Raw genomic sequence first — 20,487 nt, 5'->3', positions numbered from 1 at the left:
ATCCAAGGAAGCCTGTCTTTGACACCCTACACCAACGGCTTCGACTTTTCTCTAATTGAAAATTTAAAATTCACAAAATGAATTCCATTGGCAAGCGACTGGAACAATACACTGCTAAATGCCCCCAAGAAGTCCTACTTTTAACGGTGGAAATTGCCGATGAGCAAGATACAATTGCTGTTTTTAAAGGCTTTTCCAGTTCTTTGATGCGCTCCACAGTATTTGATGCAGATGTACCGGTTCTACCAGATGGCGCAAACATCCTCAACATTGACCGAGTAGCCAGTCCTTATAATCCTGAAGCACCCCGTTATATTCAACAAGGACTCTCTTGGGAAGCTATGGAAGCTTTATTATCAGAAGCCGGAGTCTAACTAATTCAGAATTTGAAATAAATCCTAACGCTACTAGCAGCTCATGACCATGAACGTTAGACCGATAATAAACATTTTAAAATTATGCCTGTTCATATTTATAACGATGAAAGCGATGACATAGGGACAATAGGTGAGTGTAGTACCGGAGAGTGGGAACTACCTACACAGATTGGCGAACTAGAAGAATGGCTCAAAACAAATCATCAAGTGATTCCTAAAGGAAAGTATGTAGCGGATATTGGATTTAAGGTACGTAAGAATGCTACAGGTGGCGGTGCTGTAATTTCGGCAGAGATGATTCGCATTCTGAATGATTTAGGGATGGAAGTCTATCTCTCTGAATATGGTGATGATTTTAGCGATGTGGAATGAAGTAAGAAAATTCCAGTCTTGAGCCGTTTATTGGGGAGCTTTGCTCTATCTAACTCTAGGTTCTGAGCGAAGCAAAAAGCCCATAGCCTAAAATAGAAAAATTAGAGGCGTGAACACAAGGTTATTTCTATGACAGTTCGCCAACCTCGCTACAGCAAAGAAGAATTCGCTCGACGTGGCGATGAGATTTATGAATCTCAGGTGCGCTCACAGGTTGAAGCAGATAATCATAGCAAAATTGTGGCGATCGACATCGAAACCGGAGCTTTTGAAGTCGATGCGAGTGAAATCGCTGCCTGCGATCGCCCAGTTTGATAAGATGGTTGGCATACTTGGAGAAGTTCATAAGTCATAATCTCAAAGTTGAGCAAAGCCAACTGCTAAAATGGGCAGCAGGTGGTGTAATTAACTAAAATGCCTACTGCTCCTCAACTAGCAAGTTTGTATCGTATTAGCTATCAACTGACGTATATCATGCTTCAGCCCATATACCTCATTTGCGTTGATAATCGGACTCGTAATGTATACATCCTTGCTGGGTATGACGAAGAGATTGAATTCCAAATTTTACCCAACGGAGAGTTGTCTGATGAGCCGAATTAATTACGATTCAATGTCTGATGTTGAATTGAAACAGTATTTTCTCAAGCATCGCGGGGATCAAGCTGCTTTTCAAGCATACTTGGACAGGATTAATCAGCGTCCGCGTAGGATTGTTGCAAGCCCCAACGATCCCGATTTTGATGAGAAGGTTCAAGCAGCGATTCGCCAAAAGCTAGAAGTAGCAAGAAGCAGTAGTCAGCAGGCTAACACTGCCTTGGAGCCGACCGACCAAGAGTGATTTGTGATACCTAAAGGTTATCTGCGGCGGCTCAACTGTGGCGTTGTGCTGCTTTATCTTTTGGTAATGGCATAGTTAAGAATCTGTCTTTTCATGTTCAAAGTTAAAGTAGTTTGAAATTGATTGAGCAAGATTTGTGTCCCAAGTAGTTACAGAATCCAAAAATGGGGAGCCAATACTTTTTGGTTATGATCATGCAATAGGCTTTTTTTTCGATAAGTACGATCCAGATAATCACCTATTTCCATCGGTTGAATTGTCCACTTTTCAAAATGATTTGGGTAGGAAGGAATTACTTGAGCAGATAGATAAGTGGCTCGAACCTGCCGAAAAGACGCGCTTAAAACAAGATATTAAAAACGTGCTGAATGATGGAATATTCGTTGAATATCTCATTCCGAAACGTAAAAAACAATACAGTAAATCAGAGCTAGTACTGCCCGAAAGCAAAAGCGAAATTATTCAGCTATCACCTAGTTTTGGCGTTCTTGAGAAATTAATTGAGGGTGGAATAGATATTGCATCTCTTCACTGGCGTGAGTTTGAAGAGCTAGTGGCAGAGCTATTGGAAAAGGATGGATACTCAGTTGAATTAGGTGCAGGACGCAGTGATGGTGGTAAAGATTTGATTGCAACTAAAGATTTAGGTGAGAGTGGATTGTTTAAGGCTGTTTGGCAAGCTAAACATAAGAAGCCTGGCAACAAAGTGGGGATAGAGGTGATACGAGAGTTAGCAGATACCCGTAGCGAACACAAAGCAAGCAAAGGTATTTTAGTGACTTCAACATATCTTACGAAAGGTGCCCTTGAGAGAGTGCAAAGAGATACTTACATACTTGCTAAAGTTGACAAAAGTGATTTGTTAAATTGGGTTGACAGAGTTATTCGGGGAAGACGAAGATGAAAAATAATTGAGCTAGCCACCTAACACTTCAGGGTAGAGAACGGACGAAAGGTGCTGGTGTCGTTGCCGAGGTTAACTGCCAAGTTGCGTTTTGCCATTACTATGAAGAAAGCTACAGTCGGTGTCTAAATTGCCATCTGAAGCTGTTTTCTCTACGAGACGCCGCGCGATCGCTTTTGAAGAACTCTTTTGATTTTTGAATTTAAAAAATGTCCCGTTCTGGATACACACTTCCCGTCTTTGCGATCGCAGCTGCTATTGCAGCTTTACATTGGTTACGCGATCGCCAGCCTTTATGATTGGAGATAATTTTTAATAACACAGATAATCACCAATGAGGGCTTGCTGTTTGGTTCGCCACTCAAATATTTTATTTCCAACTTATAACTGATCATAAAGAAACAATAGTTACTAATGGATACGTAATTAAACGTAATTTAGTGCTCATTTATATAACGTAAATTATCAACAAAAAGAATTCGTTGTGCCTTAGAAAAATTGGAAAATCAAGTATAAAATACTACATATTTTTAAAGATTTGAACAAATATCGTATTTTAATTTGCGATCGCTAAAATTAAGTACCCAGAAACCTATTAACACGAGATAATAATAAATTCACACCACCCTGAGCTGTTGTCCCATCCTCCATTACAGAACTTGTTCTGGCTTGGTTTAGATAATTTACTTCACAGCCACAGGGTCGAATTTTGCAAGTAGTTCTGAACCAAATTATGAAAACATCCACCAAATTGCTAGCTCGCCTGGAGTATTACTACCAGCAAATCAAAACGATCATCCTGACTCGGCAGAATCCAATTACGGGTTTACTGCCTGCGAGTACAGCGATTACAGCCCACGGCGATTATACTGATGCCTGGGTGCGAGACAACGTTTACAGCATTTTGGCAGCTTGGGGTTTAGCGCTTGCATACCGCAAGATTGACGACGATGAAGGCCGTACTTATGAACTAGAACACAGTGTCATCAAATTGATGCGCGGGTTGCTGTTTGCGATGATGCGACAGGCTCATAAAGTAGAGACATTTAAACATACTCAATCGCTACTAGATGGACTGCACGCCAAATACAATACCGCGACTGGTGACATTGTTGTTGGTGATGACGAATGGGGACATTTGCAACTTGATGCTACATCTATATTTTTACTGATATTGGCGCAGATGACTGCTGCGGGGTTGCAAATAATTTATACGATTGATGAAGTGAATTTCGTCCAAAATTTGGTTTACTACATTGGAAGAGCTTACCGTACACCAGATTACGGCATTTGGGAACGTGGTAATAAAATTAATCGTGGTAGTGCTGAGTTAAACACCAGTTCCGTAGGTATGGCAAAAGCTGCTTTAGAAGCTATCAACGGACTGGATTTGTTTGGTGTGCGTGGTAGTCAAGCATCAGTGATTCATGTGCTACCAGATGAAATCGCCCGCGCCCGAATTACCTTAGAATCTCTATTACCAAGGGAATCTGGTTCCAAAGAAATTGATGCGGCGCTGTTAAGTATTATTAGTTATCCTGCCTTTGCAGTAGAAGATTTGCAATTACGCGATCGCACCTTTAACGATATTATCAATAAACTCGCAGGTAAATACGGCTGCAAACGCTTTCTGCGTGATGGACACCAAACCGTTTTAGAAGATAATCAACGCTTACATTACGAACCGTGGGAACTCAAACAATTTGAGCATATTGAATGCGAATGGCCGTTATTTTTAACTTATTTAGTTCTAGATGGATTATTTCGCGGCGAGCAAGAACAAGTTGAAAAATACCAAGAACTTTTAGAATCATTATTCGTAGAACAAGATGGTTTGCGTTTATTGCCTGAACTTTATTATGTCCCAGAAGAAAACATAGAGGCTGAAAAATTAGCACCTCAAACGCAACCACGTTTGCCCAATGAAAATATTCCCTTAGTATGGGCGCAAAGTTTATATCTTCTCGGCCAAATGTTAACTGAAGGATTACTGGCGGTTGGTGATATCGACCCCTTGGGAAGACATTTGTGTGTGGGAAAACAGCGTGAGGCATTGGTACAAATTGCCTTGCTAGCAGAAGATGAAGATTTACAAGCAAAATTAGAAGTTCATGGAATTGAAGCCCAAATACCCACCCAAGTAGAACCGATTCAGGTGAGAAAAGCTGGAGAACTTTCAGCTATTTATACTCAAATTGGACGTAACGGCAAACTTGGTTTAACTGGGCGTCCGGTGCGCCGTTTGCGGAGTTTAACAACATCTAGAATATTTCGGATTCGTGGGGAGACAATTGTATTTCTGCCATCATTTTTAGACTCCCAACAATTTTATTTAACCCTTGATTACCATTTTCTGCTAGATCAAATCAGAAGCGAACTGGCTTACATTCAAAAATATTGGAGTGATTTAGGGCGTCCCACTCTGACTTTAATGTTGACGCACACCATGTTAGAAATCGGTTCTGAGGCATTGTTAGAACTGATGCAAGAACTTAAAGATGGTGTTTGTAACGGTGTCCGGGTGAAATTAGGACGGCTAAATCAGTTAATGCTGACAGCTGGAATCCAAAGAATTGATTTTCTCCAAGATGCAGAATTTTCTCTATCGCCAGTGAAAAATGCCGGATTACGTTGTTATTACCTGACTTATAATCCTGAGAAAATCTGGCGCTTAAGACACACCCAAGAATTTCAGATGGAGTGTGAAACCAACTTGGAATTATTACTTTCTTATTTGCGCTCATCAGAAAATATCTATGAGCAAATTGAGTTATTACAAACTTTAACTCGCTTGCAGGGAATGAAATTTGATACGGGCTATGGCGATCTGGGATATCCTGTTACCGTAGCCGATTTACTAGATGAAGTTTACACCAAAGCTGGAGATTTAGGCATTTGGGCAGTGGTACGTCGGGCTGCTGGGCTGCGGCAAATGGTTGATATCAGCCTATCAGATACAGTAACAAGTATTTTGGTACGGGGTAAGCAAATTGCTGTGGGTAAAGCTTACAGTGAGGCATCCCTGATTACCGTACCCATGTCTCCCAATGAAATTACCGATAAAATTAATCATTTTTGTGGTGAAGACATACGCGATCGCGTCCTTACCCAAGAAATTTTAATCTATCTTGGGATCTTAATTCGTTCAGAATCCGAATTATTTCAAGGACTACTGACGCTAAGAGTCGGCTATCTCATATTATTAATTACCAGCGAATTAGCGCGGGAATTATACGTCACTCAAGATGAAGCTTATGATCGCTTAATGCAGCTTTCACCCTCTGATGTGAAAATGCGCTTGCGTCAGGTATTAACTAAATATAGTGGCATGAGTAACCTGTTGCGTCAACAAGAATCACTGCACGTCAAGCAAAAAGAAAGTGATATTGCTTGGGTGGTATTACCAGTGATAGAAGAAGAAATACAAACCCCACCAGGCGGTTGGCGGCAGTTTCGCCAAGCAGAAGGTGTGACAGGACGCGTACCAAAAGAATTTTTTAAGCAGGTTTGGCTATTAATGCGACATTGCAAGGGTCTAGTAATTGGCGATAAACTAGAGCGTCGCAATCGTTTAGATAGTGAATTGATGCTGTCGGAAATGACAGCTGGCGAAAGGAATTTTGCTTTGTTAGTTGAGCATTTGTTGAATAAAATCGAAGCTCCAGAATACCGCCAAGTTAATATTGAAGCATTAATTGAATTAGCAGCGATCGCAGCTAATAATCCTAATTTACAAGTAGAGGAATATATAGTGTTGGATGTGTTGATTGGTCATGCAGTACGATTGGCATGGTTAGAAAACCATTCCGATAGAAGCGATCGCTATGATGAGGATAAGGCGAGTGCGTGGCGATCGTTTTACAATACCTCTCCTACAGATTGTGCTGGTTATATTTTGAAGGCATTCAGGTTCTTGACGGAGTTTGTGAAAGATTTTTAAACGCAAAGGAACGCTAAGGGAAGCGCAGAGAAGCGCAGAGGATGAGAGAGAATGAGTTGAGTGGGGTGATTATTGGGTGTGCGATGAGGGTGCATACTGCTTTGGGGCCTGGTTTGTTGGAGTCAGCTTATGAGGTGTGCTTGGATTACGAGTTGAAGAAAGCGGGGTTGAATGTTGGTAAGCAGATTCCATTGCCTTTGATTTACCAAGATGTGCAATTGGAATGCGTTTATCGATTAGATTTGATAGTTGAAAACCAAGTAATTGTAGAAATTAAATCTGTAGAATCCTTCAACCCGATTCACTCCGTTCAACTCCTAACCTATCTCAAACTAGCAAACTGCAAACTAGGTCTTCTCCTCAACTTTAACGTCCTCCACCTCAAAGAAGGCATCAAACGCATAGCCAACAACCTCTAACTCTTCCTCCGCGTTCCTTTGCGTTTCCCTCCGCGCCCCTCTGCGTTAAAAAAATACCCCCACCCCAAATTCCCAAAGCAGGGGTTTTATTAAATCTACTTAACAGACACAGCATCAACATCAATAGTACTTGCGGTCGAAGTAGAACCCTCAGTAGTATTCGCTGCTTCAGTCCCCAGATCACCCTTACGAGCTTTCCACCCTTCAATCACTAGCCCAGACACCTCAGTAACTAACAGCGTCAAAAGGAAAACATCATCAATCTGTCCCACAACTGGTATAAAATCTGGGGCAATATCAATCGGGCTGACCAAATAGAATAATGTTCCCAAAATTACCCACCAACGGTACTTGGGGTTACGAAGCAAATTCTGATACCAAGTATAAAGCGATTGGATTGAAAATTTCATATTTTGAACCTCCATTTATCTTTAATTTTGACAAATTCTCCTCTAAACTTCCGGTGGGAATAACCGCCCCAGTTAGTCTGGAAGACGCTACAAAACAATTTAAAAGGCAAGTATTCTGGCTGCTAATGTATGTAAATTCAATACTTAACATAACTACGTTGCAATTGGGCACACGATTACAGTAGTTGTGCATTAATCTCTAAAATTAAAATGCTTGTGGATTGTTGCTCTAATTACGGAGGGAGGAAACGTAAACAGTGGATATTTTAGATTTGTTTTACAAGGGCGGGCCAGCAATGTGGCCTTTGTTGATTCTGTCGATTCTGTCTTTGAGTGTGATTTTCGAGCGTTTGTGGTTCTGGTTGCGAATTTTGACTCAGGAAAAGCAAATAGTCGATCGCATCTTAAATGCTGCCCAGGATAATTGGGAAGTAGCTGCGGACATTGCCAGAAAAGCCAGCCATCAGCCTGTCGGGCGTTTTCTCTACGCCCCCTTACGTTTTCCAAAAACTGATGCAGAAACCTTTCGACTAGCACTGGAGTCCACGGCAGAAGATGAATTGGCTGGAATGCGGCGGGGCGAAAAACTTTTAGAAGCCGTGATCGCCCTCGCCCCCCTACTAGGATTGTTGGGCACAGTTTTGGGTTTGATCCAGTCTCTGCGAGCAATTCGGATTGGCGATTTGGGAACCGAATCTACCGCTGGGGTGACTACTGGTATTGGTGAATCCTTAATTAGTACGGCAGCTGGGCTGATAGTTGCCATCATCAGTTTGGTATTCTACCGCCTATTTCAAAGTTTTGTAGTCAGCCAAGTGAAAGTTTTTCGGAAAGCAGGGAATGAGATGGAATTGCTCTATCGCCAGTCCCCGCCGGACTTTAGCAATAGTACATCAGCAATTGTGCCAGAAAATATCACTTCACCCCGTAAGCAAGGGAAAAACAGGTTTCCTGAGCCTCCTGAACCCCCAAATGTACCTAATTAATAGTCAAGATATTGAACCCCCAAACCAGGCGTTAGAGTAAGACGATGAAAGTTAATCTACATACCCCAATTGAAGATGTCCAAATTCAAATCATTCCTTTAATTGATGTAATTTTTTGTATTCTGACGTTTTTTTTGTTAGCGGCACTGCAATTTACGCGCCAACAAGCAATCAATGTTGATTTGCCCAAAGCCAGCCCCAGTACAGTATCTGGGATAACTTCACAGAGTGGAAATTTAATTGTAAGTATCGATGCTGTTGGCAATACTTATATCGAAAAACAGCCTGTAAAAAAAGAGGATTTGAGACAGAGCTTAAAACAGTATCTCCAAGAAAATCCCAGTGCCGTTGTGGTGCTAAATGCTTCGCGGACAGCAACTTATAACGATGTTATTGAAACATTGGATTTGCTGCGGCAAGTAGGAGGCGATCGCGTGTCTTTAGGAATTATCCCTGGCCCGTCTCAGCCACCCATAAACTCACTTAACCAACCTCCTATCCCCTCTTTTCCAATCAATCCCGGTGCTGCCCCAGTACCCACCACCGTACCAATTCCAGGCATCAATCCCGAAGGCAATATTACTCCTAAATTTCCCTTAGCACCCAATCAAGTGCCCTTGCCTACGGTACAACCTCCAACTGGGCAGGGCATCAGTCCTATCAATCCTGGTATTTCCAACCCACCAGCATCCCAAGCGCCTGAAGCACTCAAACAAATCCAACCTACTCCTAAAAGATGAGATAGAAGCATGGGTGATGGGGCATAGAGCATTGATTATTTCTCTGCGGCTTCCTCATCCCCACTTTCCTTGAAGCTTTTTGCCAATCCTAAAGATATCTAGAATAAATCTCGGCTAGAGAAAAATTTCCTGCTAATTTATAAATAATTGGTTGAGATTTAAAGATTTTTCCCCGGCTAGACTGAGTAATTTATCACCAATTGCCATTCACGTTTCAGGGATTGTGGCATGAATATCGTGACGCTTTTGATTGTTTGGCTAGTAACAGCTATCAGCCTGTTGATAATTAGTAAATTACCTTTGGGAGTTGAAATTGACACTCCTGGTAAAGCCTTCTTTTCTGCCGCAGTGCTTGGGATCGTGACGGCAATAGTCAGACCGATTTTAAGCCTCGTTTTTGCAGTACCAAATTTACTCACCTTGGACTTATTATCCGGCATTTTCACATTTATGATTGCCGTGGTTTGTTTTAGTATTGCTGCTTGGTTAGTAGAGGGATTTCGCTTGCGTTACGGTATTTGGAGTGCTGTTATTGGCGCATTGGCGCTGACTATAATTAACAGCTTAATATACAAATTACTAGGCGTTTAAAGCTAAGAGTTAGGAGTTAGGAGTTAGGAGTTATTAGTAACTACAGACGCGATTAATCGCGTCTCTACTCCTAAATCCTAACTATTCGTTAGAAGTTGGGGGAGCAACTGGGGTAGTTAATTGTTGTTTACGTTGTTCGCGTTTTTTGCGATCGGCTGAGAGCATATCTGCCATCACTAGCAAGGCTTGCGCCATCTTATCTAGGTTAGAACGGTATAGCTCTAAATCCTTGTTGAGTTTGTCATCAGACAAGTGCAAGCCAGCAGCGATCGCTTTCAGAGCCTCAGTGAGTTGCTTTTCGTCTTTGACTAATTCGGGATCTGACAGTTCTAATAACGAAAATACACCAATTGCAAACAAACGGTTGTATTTAAAGTTAGGATTATTGGCGATCGCTTGCAGTTGTGCTTGCAAATCAGCATCTCTATCTAAATAAGTACTTTGGCCCAGCCACCCAATTAAATCTTTAACTGGCAAACCTTTCGCTATAGCTTGCACTCTTTGGGCATCATGTCGATAGCGTTGCGGATCTTGTTCTATAGCCTGACATAAGGCGTTAAAAATTGATTCTTGATCCCGTTCTGGTAGATAGCCTTGCATGAAGCGGTCAAAGGCAGTGACGACGCCCAAGGCATGAATTGGATTGTAGCTAAAATCGATATTTACTGACAGCAGATGCATTTCCACCATCAACTCTTCCACTACCCGACGATAAATAGTGTTTACCGGACGGGTGTGAAGATTGTAAAAAGTTCGCTTTGTATCAGAGACGGTACGGACGTTATTCACAAAGAAAAAGAAAATGTTAAGGGCGATATATCTTTATTTTCTCGCTTAAAGGCTACTTTGCCAAGTTGAGCTTTTGGCTGGTGACGCTTTCATTTACAATGTAAGCAAATTAGAACTACTTTGCAAGTTGATCGGCACAGCAAGTAAAAACTCTCTTCCCTCAATAACTAGCCAAAAATTCTAGGATTTATTTATAGTATTTATGATCTTCTCGCCACAGTTAATTTGTTTAGGTGAGTACCTAACTGGTGAATTTGATAATCGGGAGCAAGCGATCGCAGAACCAGCTTGGTACGTCCACCTGCGCCTGTGGCAAAGACCAGTTAATCTGTTCACAGAAGATAGCATCACCCTATTTGCCGAACAGGCCAACGTTGTTAACCTAGATCAACCTTACCGCCAGCGAATTATGCGGTTGCGTCCAGCAAGCAACTCTGATACATCTCTGGAAGTACAATACTATATGCCTCAAGATCCAGGTGGATTAAGAGGCGCGGGTTGTAATCCTGCTCTCCTGAACACACTGACACCCGATAAATTAGATTTACTACCAGGTTGTATCCTAACAGTTACCCAGGAAAAACTAGCTGGCGATCGCTATAAGTTTATCGCCACCCCACTGCCAGACACTCGTTGCAGCTTTACTTATCTTGGCAATATCGTCTATGTTTCCTTGGGATTTGAAGCCACTGCGGCAGAATTTCACAGCTACGACAAAGGAATTGATCTAGCAACAGGAAAAGCTACTTGGGGAGCGATTATGGGGCCTTATCGCTACACCAAGCGAAATCAGTATTGAGTGCTGAGTTAAGAGTTATTCTCCTTGCCCCCTCTTTCCTTCTATACCCTTTCTTAAACTCAGCACTGGGAACTCAGCACTCTTTCAGCTGGCGATGCTACGAGGTACACCTTCTAAAGCTTCCTCTTCTGTTTCAAAGATTTCAAAGACAGTATCCATCATCGTCACTTCAAACACGAGTTTGGCTTCTGGATGTACATTGCAGATGCGGAAACTGCCCTTGACTTTATCAGCATCACGCATTCCAGCTACCAAAGATGTAAGACCAGAACTATCAATAAAATTTACCTGAGCCAGATTTACAACTACATGGGGACTGAGTTTAGAAATACACTCCTGTAACTTCAGGCGAAATTGCCAAGCAGTGGTAATGTCTAGACGACCTGCTGGTGTCAGGACAATAACGGTGTTTCCGTCTTGGGTTGTATAAGTTTTTTGGTCTATATGAATCACTAAAGCTCTCCCCCGTGACATTTTTCTTAAGATTAACTAGTTACAGAATTATCTAATGCTGTCACTTGAGATTAACAAGCTATAGCTAAAATTGTCACCTTTTTTTGCTAAGTGCTTATCTTTAGTAGTTTAACTCACCAAAATAGTGCTGAGTAGGGAGTAGCGAGTGGGGGAAGCTCAGGATAATTATCAGCACTCATAACTCATAACTCAGCACTCATAACTCATAACTCAGCACTCAGCACTCAGCACTCAGCACTCAGCACTCATAACTCAGCACTCAGCACTCAGCACTCTTTATTGATTGGGTGTCCAGTTGATCCAATCTTGAGGCTTAAGGAAGGTTTCATACAACTCGGCTTCGGGGGAATTCGGTTCTGGCTGATAGCCGTATTCCCAACGCACTAAGGGTGGTAGGGACATGAGAATTGATTCGGTGCGTCCGTTGGTTTGCAGACCAAAAATGGTGCCTCGGTCGTAAACCAAGTTAAATTCTACATACCGTCCCCGGCGGTAGAGTTGAAAATTTCGTTGGCGATCGCCATATTCTATCCCATGTCGTCGTTCTACAATTGGTACGTAAGCTGGTAAAAATGCTCCGCTACAGTCTTGCACAAAGGCAAACAAATCTTCCCAATTGCGGGTTGCTGGCTCTCCGACTTGGTTGCTATAAATAGCCGCTTCACCATTGGGATTTGGCCCGCGATATAAAGCACCCTGACCATCTTGGTAATCAAAAAACAGACCACCTACACCCCGTGTCTCGTCACGATGCTTGAGGTAAAAATATTCGTCACACCAACGCTTAAACACTGGGTAATACTCTGGGTGGTGTTGGTCACAAGCCTGTTTTAATGTTCTGTGTAAATGTGCTGCATCTTCAGCAAAGGGATAATAAGGTGTCAAGTCAAGACCACCACCAAACCACCACACTGGCCCCGCTTCAAAGTAGCGATAATTTAGATGAACTGTGGGCACGTAAGGATTGTGAGGATGTAACACCATTGAAGTGCCTGTGGCATAAAAGCCATGCCCTGCTGCTTCAGGACGTTGGGCTAAAATTGAGGCTGGCAAATGGGAACCCCAAACTTCAGAAAAATTTACACCTGCTTGTTCAAATATTGCACCTTCGCGCAGCACGCGCGATCGCCCCCCACCCCCTTCTGGGCGTTCCCAACTATCTTCGAGAAACTTGCCCACACCATCTAGTTTTGTTAACCCTTGCGTAATTTCGTCTTGCAATTGTTTCATAAACTGACTGACCCTCATCTGAGCGTCAGTTGCTGGCAAAGACTTGGATAATTCTGCTGCTACAGTTGGTATTTGCGAGTTGGTCAACATAGATTCCCGAACCTAAATTACAATTTCCAGAAAGCCACAAATTTCTCATCTTAAAATTTGGGGGAAACACGCATCAACAATCAAGCTCTATTTGCCCAACCCGCTTTTTTCTTACTGGTTAAGCATTTATACGATTGAAGGGCATCACTAGAGTTATTTTCCCTCAAATGCGTATAGGCTTGTATATTGACTGAGTTTTTTTTGAAATTTTTAATTGGAATATTCTGCTATAAACACTAGACTTGAGTCTGTAACCTTCAGTTATCAAGGGTTTGACTGGTCTGCTCACAACTTATTTGCCATATTACTATGTTTGCTGTTGGCGTCTGCACCGAATGAGGCTTGCTATGTTTAGGGCATTTTTGAGAAAGTTTTAAATTAGGAGCTGAGTGTAGTTGCCCACCATACCAGAGTTCCCAGAAAGTGTTTAGCGAGGAGGATGAGAAAAATGCAAGATTGGTTATCCAAATTCATCCACCGTAAACGTCGTCGGTTTTGCGCTTCTCTGGTGCGGACGTATCGAGAGATTAGTTCTGCTTCTGTAGATGAACTGTGGCAAAAAGTCGCTGACTTAACAGATGTTTCTTGGCATCCACTACTTAAGAGTACTAACGTACCCTACGGATTAGTACCCAAACCAGGATTGATTTTTCACGCTGTAACACGCTTTTCGCCGATTCCTATCCGAATTTTTGTAGAGCGCGTCAACCATAGAGAGATGCTGAGTATCCGAGTGCTGGCGATTCCTGGGATAGAGGAACGGGTGACTTACCAAGTAGAGTCAACGGTTTGTGGTACTTGTTTGTCTTATTCTGTAACGCTACGCGGTTGGTTATCGCCCCTCATTTGGTCTTTATCCCGTCCTTATACAGACCGCGTTGCACGGTCTTTAGTTGAGGCAGTAGAAAAGACAGCATTACCAACGGTATCTGGTAAGAAAAAATCCCTTAATGACAGTTGTTTTGATTTTTAGCAATGGGGACTGGAGTTAGGGTTGAGGGTTGAGGGTTGAGGTTACAGGTTACAGGTTACAGGGAATAATCTGTTCACTATCACCTGTAACCTCTTACCTTCTTATATTTCTAATCCCTAAAGAAAGTTAAGATTCTATTAGGTAATAATGCAATTTATTAAGTTTTATTACGGCAGTGACAGTGAAAACACTAAGCTGACCTTGCTTAAGAAAGCATTCAGTTAATAGCTAAGATGTTCGCCACGATTGTATCTTTTCATTTTGAATTTTAAATTTTTATGTACGATGTTCTTGATTCCCGCTCTGTCTTAGAAGTGTTGCGACCAGTGGAAGACCCAGAACTCCGCAAAAGTCTGGTGGAACTGAATATGATTCGCAACGTCAAAATTGACGCTGGTAAGGTTAGTTTCACTTTGGTGTTGACCACTCCTGCCTGTCCTTTACGGGAATTTATTGTCGAAGACTGTAAGAAAGCTGTCAAAAAGCTACCAGGTGTTACAGATATCAGCATAGAAGTGACGGCAGAAACACCGCAACAAAAAAGTTTACCCGATCGCACTGGCATTTCTGGAGTCAAAAATATCATTGCTGTTTCCAGTGGCAAAGGTGGCGTTGGTAAAAGTACGGTGGCGGTAAATGTAGCAGTGGCTCTAGCCCAAACGGGGGCGAAAGTCGGCTTACTAGATGCTGATATCTACGGCCCTAATGACCCTACCATGCTGGGTCTAGCTGATGCCCAAATTACCGTGCGCTCAACCCAAACAGGTGACATCCTGGAACCTGCTTTTAATCACGGCGTCAAGTTAGTTTCAATGGGCTTTTTGATTGACCGAGATCAACCAGTAATTTGGCGGGGGCCTATGCTCAATGGAGTGATTCGCCAGTTTCTCTATCAAGTTGAATGGGGAGAACTAGACTATTTGATTGTAGATATGCCACCGGGAACCGGAGATGCTCAGTTAACTTTAACCCAAGCAGTGCCAATGGCAGGGGCAGTAATTGTTACCACGCCCCAAACTGTAGCTTTGTTAGATTCTCGCAAGGGATTGCGAATGTTCCAGCAGATGAATATCCCGATATTGGGGATCGTGGAAAATATGAGCTATTTTATTCCCCCAGATATGCCAGATAAGCAGTATGACATCTTTGGTTCTGGTGGTGGCTCCAAAACAGCCGCCGAATTGGGAGTGCCGTTGTTGGGGTGCGTGCCACTAGAGATTTGTACACGAGTTGGCGGTGACAGTGGTGTGCCGATAGTCGTTGGTGATCCAGATTCAGCTTCGGCAAAAGCATTAACAGCGATCGCTCTTACCATTGCTGGTAAAGTATCAGTTGCAGCCTTGACATAATAAATTTTAATTTCCATCTACTTCCTGCGCTATAGCTTGGGAATACTAGGGATTGGGGATTGGGGAGTGGGGAAGAAGCAGGGGAGCAAGGGAGAAGAATTTTCCTCTCTGCACCCTGCCCCCCGCCCCTCTGCCTCTTTTCAATTCCCAACAATTAAAGCTAAAGTCTAAACTTACACAATGTTGTTAAAACGATCGCTCCCCAAAATTCGCTGGAAGTCTTGGGTTAAGCCCTGGCAGTATATAGATTGGCTATTATTTTGTTTGCCGATAGCTCTCAGCATCTTTGGCGGCATCATGATCCTCAGTACGGAACTGAAGCAGCCAGTAACTGACTGGTGGTGGCACTGGTTGGTATCGGGTATCGGCGTGCTTATAGCCCTGTTTTTATCTCGCATCCGTTATGAAATCTTGATGCAGTGGCACTGGGTAACATACGCACTAACGAACTTCAGTTTAATTGCTGTGATGATTGCTGGTACTAGCGCCAAAGGAGCGCAACGGTGGATTAGTATTGCCGGCTTTAACGTACAACCTTCAGAATTTGCCAAAGTAGGCATGATTATCACCTTAGCAGCTTTGCTACACAGGCGGACTGCTTCTAGCCTCGAAGGTGTTTTCCGCGTTCTGGCAATCACCGCTATACCTTGGGGATTAGTATTTTTGCAGCCAGATTTAGCAACATCACTGGTATTTGGGGCGATCGTCTTAGGAATGCTTTACTGGGCGAATGCCAACCCAGGCTGGTTAATTCTGATGATTTCTCCTGTGGTTGCCGCCATTTTATTTGGTATATCTTGGCCTTTAGCAGAGCCAATAGTTTTATTTAAGGGATTATCTTTTGGCTTATTAGGGCTAATTTGGTCAGTTGCTATGGCTATTCTTGGCTGGCTAACTCTCCCCTGGCGTCGATTTGGTTTCAGTGCTATTGGTGCGTGGAGTCTCAATATATTGGGTGGTGAATTAGGAGTTTTTGCCTGGAACCATGTTTTGAAAGAGTATCAAAAAGCTCGGCTAACTGTATTCATGAACCCCGATCACGATCCTCTCGGCGCTGGGTATCACCTAATTCAATCTCGCATTGCCATTGGTGCTGGTGAAATTTGGGGATGGGGTTTGTTCAAGGGGCCAATGACGCAACTGAATTTCGTACCGGAACAGCATACTGATTTTATTTTCTCCGCAGTGGGCGAAGAATTTGGTTTTGTTGGTTGTTTGGTAGTATTGTTTGTCTTCTGCTTAATTTGCTGGCGTCTACTGCACGTTGCCCAAACCGCCAAAGACAACTTTGGTTCCTTATTGGCTATTGGCGTTTTGTCCATGATCCTGTTTCAGCTAATTGTGAATGTTGGCATGACTGTAGGTTTAGCGCCTGTAGCAGGAATTCCCCTACCTTGGATGAGTTATGGGCGTTCTGCTATGCTGACTAACTTCATTTCCTTGGGAATAGTAGAATCGGTAGCAAATTTTCGACAAAGACAGAAGTATTATTGATTCGTCATTTGTCAATCGATTTTAGATTTTAGATTTTGGATTTTGGATTTTAGATTTTAGATTTTGGATTTTGGATTGAAGATTCTAAACCGTTCGGCTGACTTGTACTGAGCCTTGTTGAAGTAGCGCTCACGACGAAGCCTAAAATCTAAAATTAAATGACAGAGGGTAAAAACGCGATTCATCGCGTCTCTACTGATGGTCTATTTGTCGCATTCTTTTTTCAAATTAGTAAGAGACAGTGACTTGATTGCTGGGATCAATCTAAAATCTAAAATCTAAAATCTAAAATCCAAAATTCTTTGTGTGACAAGTATTAAGCTATTAAAAGGAAACAAGCGAGGCTAAAAACATGATTCTGCCTGGAGCAACTGTTCGCGTCAAAAATCCCGCAGATACCTATTATCGCTATGAAGGACTCGTGCAACGACTCAGTGATGGCAAGGTAGCCGTATTATTTGAAGGTGGTAACTGGGATAAATTAGTTACCTTCCGCCTGAGCGAATTGGAACTCGTAGAAACCACCGCCGGACGTAAAAAAGCCAAATAAGATTAGTCATTAGTCATTTGTCCTTTGTCATTTGGCAAAAACTAATGACAAATGACTAATGACCAATGACTAAATTACTATGCGCCTTCCTTTACCACAGTTTGCTACTGGCGATCGCCATCCCAATCACATTGCAGAGGTGATTGAAACTACTAGTACCGAATTTTTAGCCCAGTGTCTCGAACCCAAAGATTTGAGCTTTCCCTCCATGCCACCTTTTGCTAGTTGGGTCTGTTCTGTGGATGAAGAATCGGGTAATCAAGTTTATGCTGTGGTGTATTATGCCACGACTATGCCCATAGATTCTGTACATCGGGCTAGAGCTTTGGGCTTGTCATTGCAAGATTTACGCGAAGAACAACCCCAGATATTTGCCATGCTCAGAACTGAATTCCGGGCTGCGATCGTGGGATTTGAACTGTCTTCGGAAAATCGAAGTTATAACCAAACAATATATCAGTATCTACCACCCCGTCCCCCGCAAATTCATCAAGCTGTTTATCAGTGCGAACCAGAAGCGATCATTAAATTCACTGAAGAACTAGATTTTTTGCGGACACTGCTTTGTATTAACGGTGCACCAGTAGAGTCTTTGACCGCAGCTGCCATTCGAGATGTGTACCAGTTACGCAAAGCTGACCGAGAATGGTTAATTAAAGCTGGACGTAGCCTGAGCGTGTTACTTAAAGACGACTACGATCGCTTGCGATTCATTTTGAGTCAAATCCACCCGTAGGTAGTTAGTTCTGAGACAATTATCTAGTTAGCGTAAGTTAAGATTTTTAATTTTTCATCAGGTGGCTTCTGCATTTCTCCATCAGGCGATCGCCCCCAAGGTAATCGCAGTTTTACCATAGCCCCTTCAATTCCTACCTATGGAACTCATATCACAAGTTCTTGCTCTAGAGCCAACTTCCCAAGTTCTGGGTAAGGAACCAATTGTTTTCTTTGCTATTTTGCTAGTGGTCATCTTAGTTATACCCATAATATTTGAACGGCTAAGATTACCAGGATTAGTGGGTTTGGTGAGCTGTGGGCTAGTACTTGGGCCATCAGGCTGGAATCTATTTCAGTCTGACTCGCCGATGATTAACCTACTATCAGATATTGGGTTAATTTACTTGCTGTTTATCGCTGGGCTAGAAGTTGATCTGAAACAGTTTCGCCGCCGGAAAAGTCGTGCCTTCGGATTTGCTAGCTTAACTTTCAGTGTACCCGTGGCGATCGGAACCTTAATAAGTCTGATTTTAGGCTATGGCTGGAATACTTCGATCTTAATTGGCTCTTTATTCGCTTCCTATACCCTTTTGGCATATCCAATTATCAATCGTTTGGGAGTGGTAAACAACGAAGCCGTTATTGTCACCATTGGAGCTACGATTTTTACAGATGTTGGCGCACTACTGACATTAGCCGTTTGTGTCGCCGTCGCTCATGCTGGAGCATTCAGCTTTGTTAAACTACTCACCTTGTCGGGTTGGTTAATTATTTACTCTGTTGCTGTTGTAACAGGCTTTGATTGGGCAGGTAAAGAGTTTTTTCGGCGTTCAGGAGACGATGAAGGAAACAAGTTTTTGTTTGTGTTGCTTTCTGTGTTCCTTGCTATCGTGGGCGCTCAATTGATGGGGGTAGAAAAAATTGTTGGTGCTTTTTTAGCGGGTTTGGCGGTGAATGAAGCTGTGGGTGAAAGCCCAGTCAAAGAAAAGATGGTATTTATTGGCAATGTGCTGTTCATTCCCATTTTCTTTGTTGATCTGGGCTTACTGATCAATCTACCTGCCTTTGTGAACAACTTGGACACCCTCAAGTTAACGCTGTTGATGATAGTCGGTTTGATTGCCAGTAAATTGATCGCAGCTTTGTTGGCAAAACTGGTTTACCGCTATAACTGGCAAGAAATGCTAACAATGTGGTCGCTATCACTTCCCCAGGTTGGTACAACTTTAGCAGCAACCTTAGTGGGGTATCGGGCCCAGTTGCTGTCACTAGAAGTATTACACAGCATCATTGTTTTAATGCTGATCACATCAACCTTGGGGCCGTTGATGACAAGTCGATTAGCTGTTGGTTTAACTTCCGCACCAGCCGAAGATCCAGTACCGACAACGCAGAACGCCACAGAAACAGACGGTGCTTTTACTATAGTTGTACCTGTTTATAATCCTCAGACCCAGCAGTATTTGATTGAAATGGCAGCGTTATTAGCGCGTCAGTCAAAGGGGACAATTGTACCACTAGCGATCGCTACTGCTGCTGCTCACATGGATGCACCGCAGTTAGAAGCGTCTTTACAACGAAGTGAGTGGTTATTAGCAAAAGCCACGGCACAAAGTCAAGTATTGGGCGTGGTTGCAGAACCAGTGCTGCGAATTGATGATGCCTTTGCTCAGGGAATTAGCAGAGCTGCTCGTGAACAAAATGCTAATTTAATTGTTATGGGTTGGGGTAAACGCACTGGGTTCCGAGCGCGTTTATTTGGGAATGTGATTGATGGTGTGCTTTGGGCATCCCATTGTCCAGTGGCAGTAACACGTCTGGTAGAATCACCGAAAAAAATTCAGCGCATTTTAGTACCAGTAGAAAATTTAACAGCATCGACATTACAGCCTGTGCGATTTGCCCAGATGTTGGCAGAAGCAAATCAGAGCCACATTACTGTGCTGAATGTGTGCGATCGCCATACTAGTTCCAGTAAAATTGCTTGGAGGCGATCGCATCTCTACCTAATGGTATCTAAATTAGCTTTGGCCAATGCCCCAGAAATTCAAATTATTGCTCATGAAAATGTTGCCCAAGCAATTTTGCAGGCAGCACGATTATATGATTTAGTAGTTTTACCTTTTATACGTAATCGTACCAGTCCTGGAGGGTTAGCTATTAGCGATGTCACAACCCAGTTAGCCAGACAACTTACCTGCTCAATTGTCATGCTTGGAGAACCCCAACGCACTCAAACAAATGTAGTCATATCTAATACGGTTGCTAACATTACATCTACCGTATAATATGAAGTATAGTTTCAGTCTACTTGAGTAAACTGGGGCTGCGTTGGCGTAGCCCAACGCAGGCATCGTAGTTGTAAAGTTTTTTACAACAAATAATGCCGAACAATAACAGTATTAACCGTAAAAACACTTTTTATTATTGAAGATTTGATGA

22 protein-coding genes are annotated in these 20,487 nt (G+C 42.7%); 18 read left to right on the top strand and 4 right to left on the bottom strand.

Annotated elements, in window-relative coordinates; translation table 11 throughout:
• The first annotated feature begins 77 nt into the window (after positions 1-77).
• From F8S12_RS15595 to F8S12_RS15560, 8 genes are all read left to right on the top strand, one after another.
• Positions 78-374, top strand: coding sequence for a DUF7734 family protein (locus F8S12_RS15595; protein ID WP_196517070.1), 297 nt, complete (start codon positions 78-80; stop codon positions 372-374).
• Between the two features lie 84 nt (positions 375-458).
• Positions 459-749, top strand: coding sequence for a hypothetical protein (locus F8S12_RS15590; RefSeq protein WP_196517069.1), 291 nt, complete (start codon positions 459-461; stop codon positions 747-749).
• Between the two features lie 129 nt (positions 750-878).
• On the top strand, positions 879-1,064 hold the full coding sequence (locus F8S12_RS15585; RefSeq protein WP_196517068.1) for a hypothetical protein: 186 nt from the start codon (positions 879-881) through the stop codon (positions 1,062-1,064).
• Between the two features lie 99 nt (positions 1,065-1,163).
• Positions 1,164-1,352 (top strand): DUF6888 family protein, encoded by a 189-nt coding sequence (locus F8S12_RS15580; RefSeq protein WP_196517067.1) that lies wholly within the window; start codon positions 1,164-1,166, stop codon positions 1,350-1,352.
• Positions 1,339-1,590, top strand: a complete 252-nt coding sequence (locus tag F8S12_RS15575; protein ID WP_196517066.1) for a DUF6887 family protein — start codon at positions 1,339-1,341, stop codon at positions 1,588-1,590. The genes F8S12_RS15580 and F8S12_RS15575 overlap by 14 nt, the downstream gene beginning before the upstream one ends.
• 136 nt (positions 1,591-1,726) lie before the next feature.
• Positions 1,727-2,494, top strand: coding sequence for a restriction endonuclease (locus F8S12_RS41650; RefSeq protein WP_196517065.1), 768 nt, complete (start codon positions 1,727-1,729; stop codon positions 2,492-2,494).
• Between the two features lie 733 nt (positions 2,495-3,227).
• Positions 3,228-6,434: a glycoside hydrolase family 15 protein gene (locus tag F8S12_RS15565; RefSeq protein ID WP_196517064.1), complete on the top strand. Its 3,207-nt coding sequence runs from the start codon at positions 3,228-3,230 to the stop codon at positions 6,432-6,434.
• Between the two features lie 41 nt (positions 6,435-6,475).
• Positions 6,476-6,853: a GxxExxY protein gene (locus tag F8S12_RS15560; RefSeq protein ID WP_196517063.1), complete on the top strand. Its 378-nt coding sequence runs from the start codon at positions 6,476-6,478 to the stop codon at positions 6,851-6,853.
• Positions 6,854-6,948: 95 nt separating this feature from the next.
• Here F8S12_RS15560 and F8S12_RS15555 read toward each other — a convergent pair whose 3' ends face one another.
• Complete coding sequence (locus tag F8S12_RS15555) at positions 6,949-7,263, bottom strand: YkvA family protein (RefSeq protein ID WP_196517062.1); 315 nt, start codon at positions 7,261-7,263, stop codon at positions 6,949-6,951.
• A gap of 257 nt (positions 7,264-7,520) precedes the next feature.
• Between F8S12_RS15555 and F8S12_RS15550 the strand changes: the two genes are divergently transcribed.
• From F8S12_RS15550 to F8S12_RS15540, 3 genes are all read left to right on the top strand, one after another.
• Complete coding sequence (locus tag F8S12_RS15550) at positions 7,521-8,249, top strand: MotA/TolQ/ExbB proton channel family protein (RefSeq protein ID WP_196517061.1); 729 nt, start codon at positions 7,521-7,523, stop codon at positions 8,247-8,249.
• 44 nt (positions 8,250-8,293) lie between these two features.
• Positions 8,294-8,989, top strand: a complete 696-nt coding sequence (locus tag F8S12_RS15545; RefSeq protein WP_196517060.1) for an ExbD/TolR family protein — start codon at positions 8,294-8,296, stop codon at positions 8,987-8,989.
• A 228-nt stretch (positions 8,990-9,217) separates the two neighbouring features.
• The gene (locus F8S12_RS15540; RefSeq protein WP_196517059.1) at positions 9,218-9,580 is read left to right on the top strand and encodes a phage holin family protein; all 363 of its coding nucleotides are present in this window, start codon (positions 9,218-9,220) and stop codon (positions 9,578-9,580) included.
• Positions 9,581-9,661: 81 nt separating this feature from the next.
• On the opposite strand, the gene psb29 is transcribed toward F8S12_RS15540, so the two are convergent.
• Entirely contained in the window at positions 9,662-10,369 is a 708-nt protein-coding gene (psb29, locus tag F8S12_RS15535) for a photosystem II biogenesis protein Psp29 (RefSeq protein WP_196517058.1), read from the bottom strand.
• Positions 10,370-10,571: 202 nt separating this feature from the next.
• Between psb29 and F8S12_RS15530 the strand changes: the two genes are divergently transcribed.
• Positions 10,572-11,168, top strand: a complete 597-nt coding sequence (locus tag F8S12_RS15530) for a chromophore lyase CpcT/CpeT (protein WP_196517057.1) — start codon at positions 10,572-10,574, stop codon at positions 11,166-11,168.
• 84 nt (positions 11,169-11,252) lie between these two features.
• Here F8S12_RS15530 and F8S12_RS15525 read toward each other — a convergent pair whose 3' ends face one another.
• Both F8S12_RS15525 and hemF read right to left on the bottom strand, forming a co-directional pair.
• On the bottom strand, positions 11,253-11,621 hold the full coding sequence (locus F8S12_RS15525; protein ID WP_196517076.1) for an STAS domain-containing protein: 369 nt from the start codon (positions 11,619-11,621) through the stop codon (positions 11,253-11,255).
• Between the two features lie 297 nt (positions 11,622-11,918).
• On the bottom strand, positions 11,919-12,962 hold the full coding sequence (hemF, locus tag F8S12_RS15520; RefSeq protein WP_196517056.1) for an oxygen-dependent coproporphyrinogen oxidase: 1,044 nt from the start codon (positions 12,960-12,962) through the stop codon (positions 11,919-11,921).
• 448 nt (positions 12,963-13,410) lie between these two features.
• Here hemF and F8S12_RS15515 point away from each other — a divergent pair, with 448 nt between their 5' ends.
• The 6 genes from F8S12_RS15515 to F8S12_RS15490 all read left to right on the top strand — a co-directional run bounded on the left by F8S12_RS15515 (position 13,411) and on the right by F8S12_RS15490 (position 20,333).
• Positions 13,411-13,935, top strand: a complete 525-nt coding sequence (locus tag F8S12_RS15515; protein WP_196517055.1) for an SRPBCC family protein — start codon at positions 13,411-13,413, stop codon at positions 13,933-13,935.
• Between the two features lie 278 nt (positions 13,936-14,213).
• Positions 14,214-15,284: an Mrp/NBP35 family ATP-binding protein gene (locus F8S12_RS15510; RefSeq protein WP_196517054.1), complete on the top strand. Its 1,071-nt coding sequence runs from the start codon at positions 14,214-14,216 to the stop codon at positions 15,282-15,284.
• Positions 15,285-15,464: 180 nt separating this feature from the next.
• A complete protein-coding gene (rodA, locus tag F8S12_RS15505) occupies positions 15,465-16,778 on the top strand; it encodes a rod shape-determining protein RodA (RefSeq protein ID WP_196517053.1) in 1,314 nt (437 codons plus the stop codon).
• A 352-nt stretch (positions 16,779-17,130) separates the two neighbouring features.
• Positions 17,131-17,328: an NAD(P)H dehydrogenase subunit NdhS gene (locus F8S12_RS15500; RefSeq protein ID WP_099099801.1), complete on the top strand. Its 198-nt coding sequence runs from the start codon at positions 17,131-17,133 to the stop codon at positions 17,326-17,328.
• Positions 17,329-17,407: 79 nt separating this feature from the next.
• Positions 17,408-18,064 carry a hypothetical protein gene (locus F8S12_RS15495; RefSeq protein WP_196517052.1) on the top strand — a complete coding sequence of 219 codons (657 nt, stop codon included), beginning with the start codon at positions 17,408-17,410 and terminating at the stop codon, positions 18,062-18,064.
• A 139-nt stretch (positions 18,065-18,203) separates the two neighbouring features.
• Positions 18,204-20,333: a cation:proton antiporter domain-containing protein gene (locus tag F8S12_RS15490; RefSeq protein ID WP_196517051.1), complete on the top strand. Its 2,130-nt coding sequence runs from the start codon at positions 18,204-18,206 to the stop codon at positions 20,331-20,333.
• Positions 20,334-20,487: the final 154 nt, after the last annotated feature.

The sequence above is a fragment of the Nostoc sp. WHI genome (genome assembly GCF_015714725.1).
Classification (GTDB): Bacteria; Cyanobacteriota; Cyanobacteriia; order Cyanobacteriales; family Nostocaceae; genus Nostoc.
This window is presented reverse-complemented; position numbering and strand designations above follow the sequence as displayed.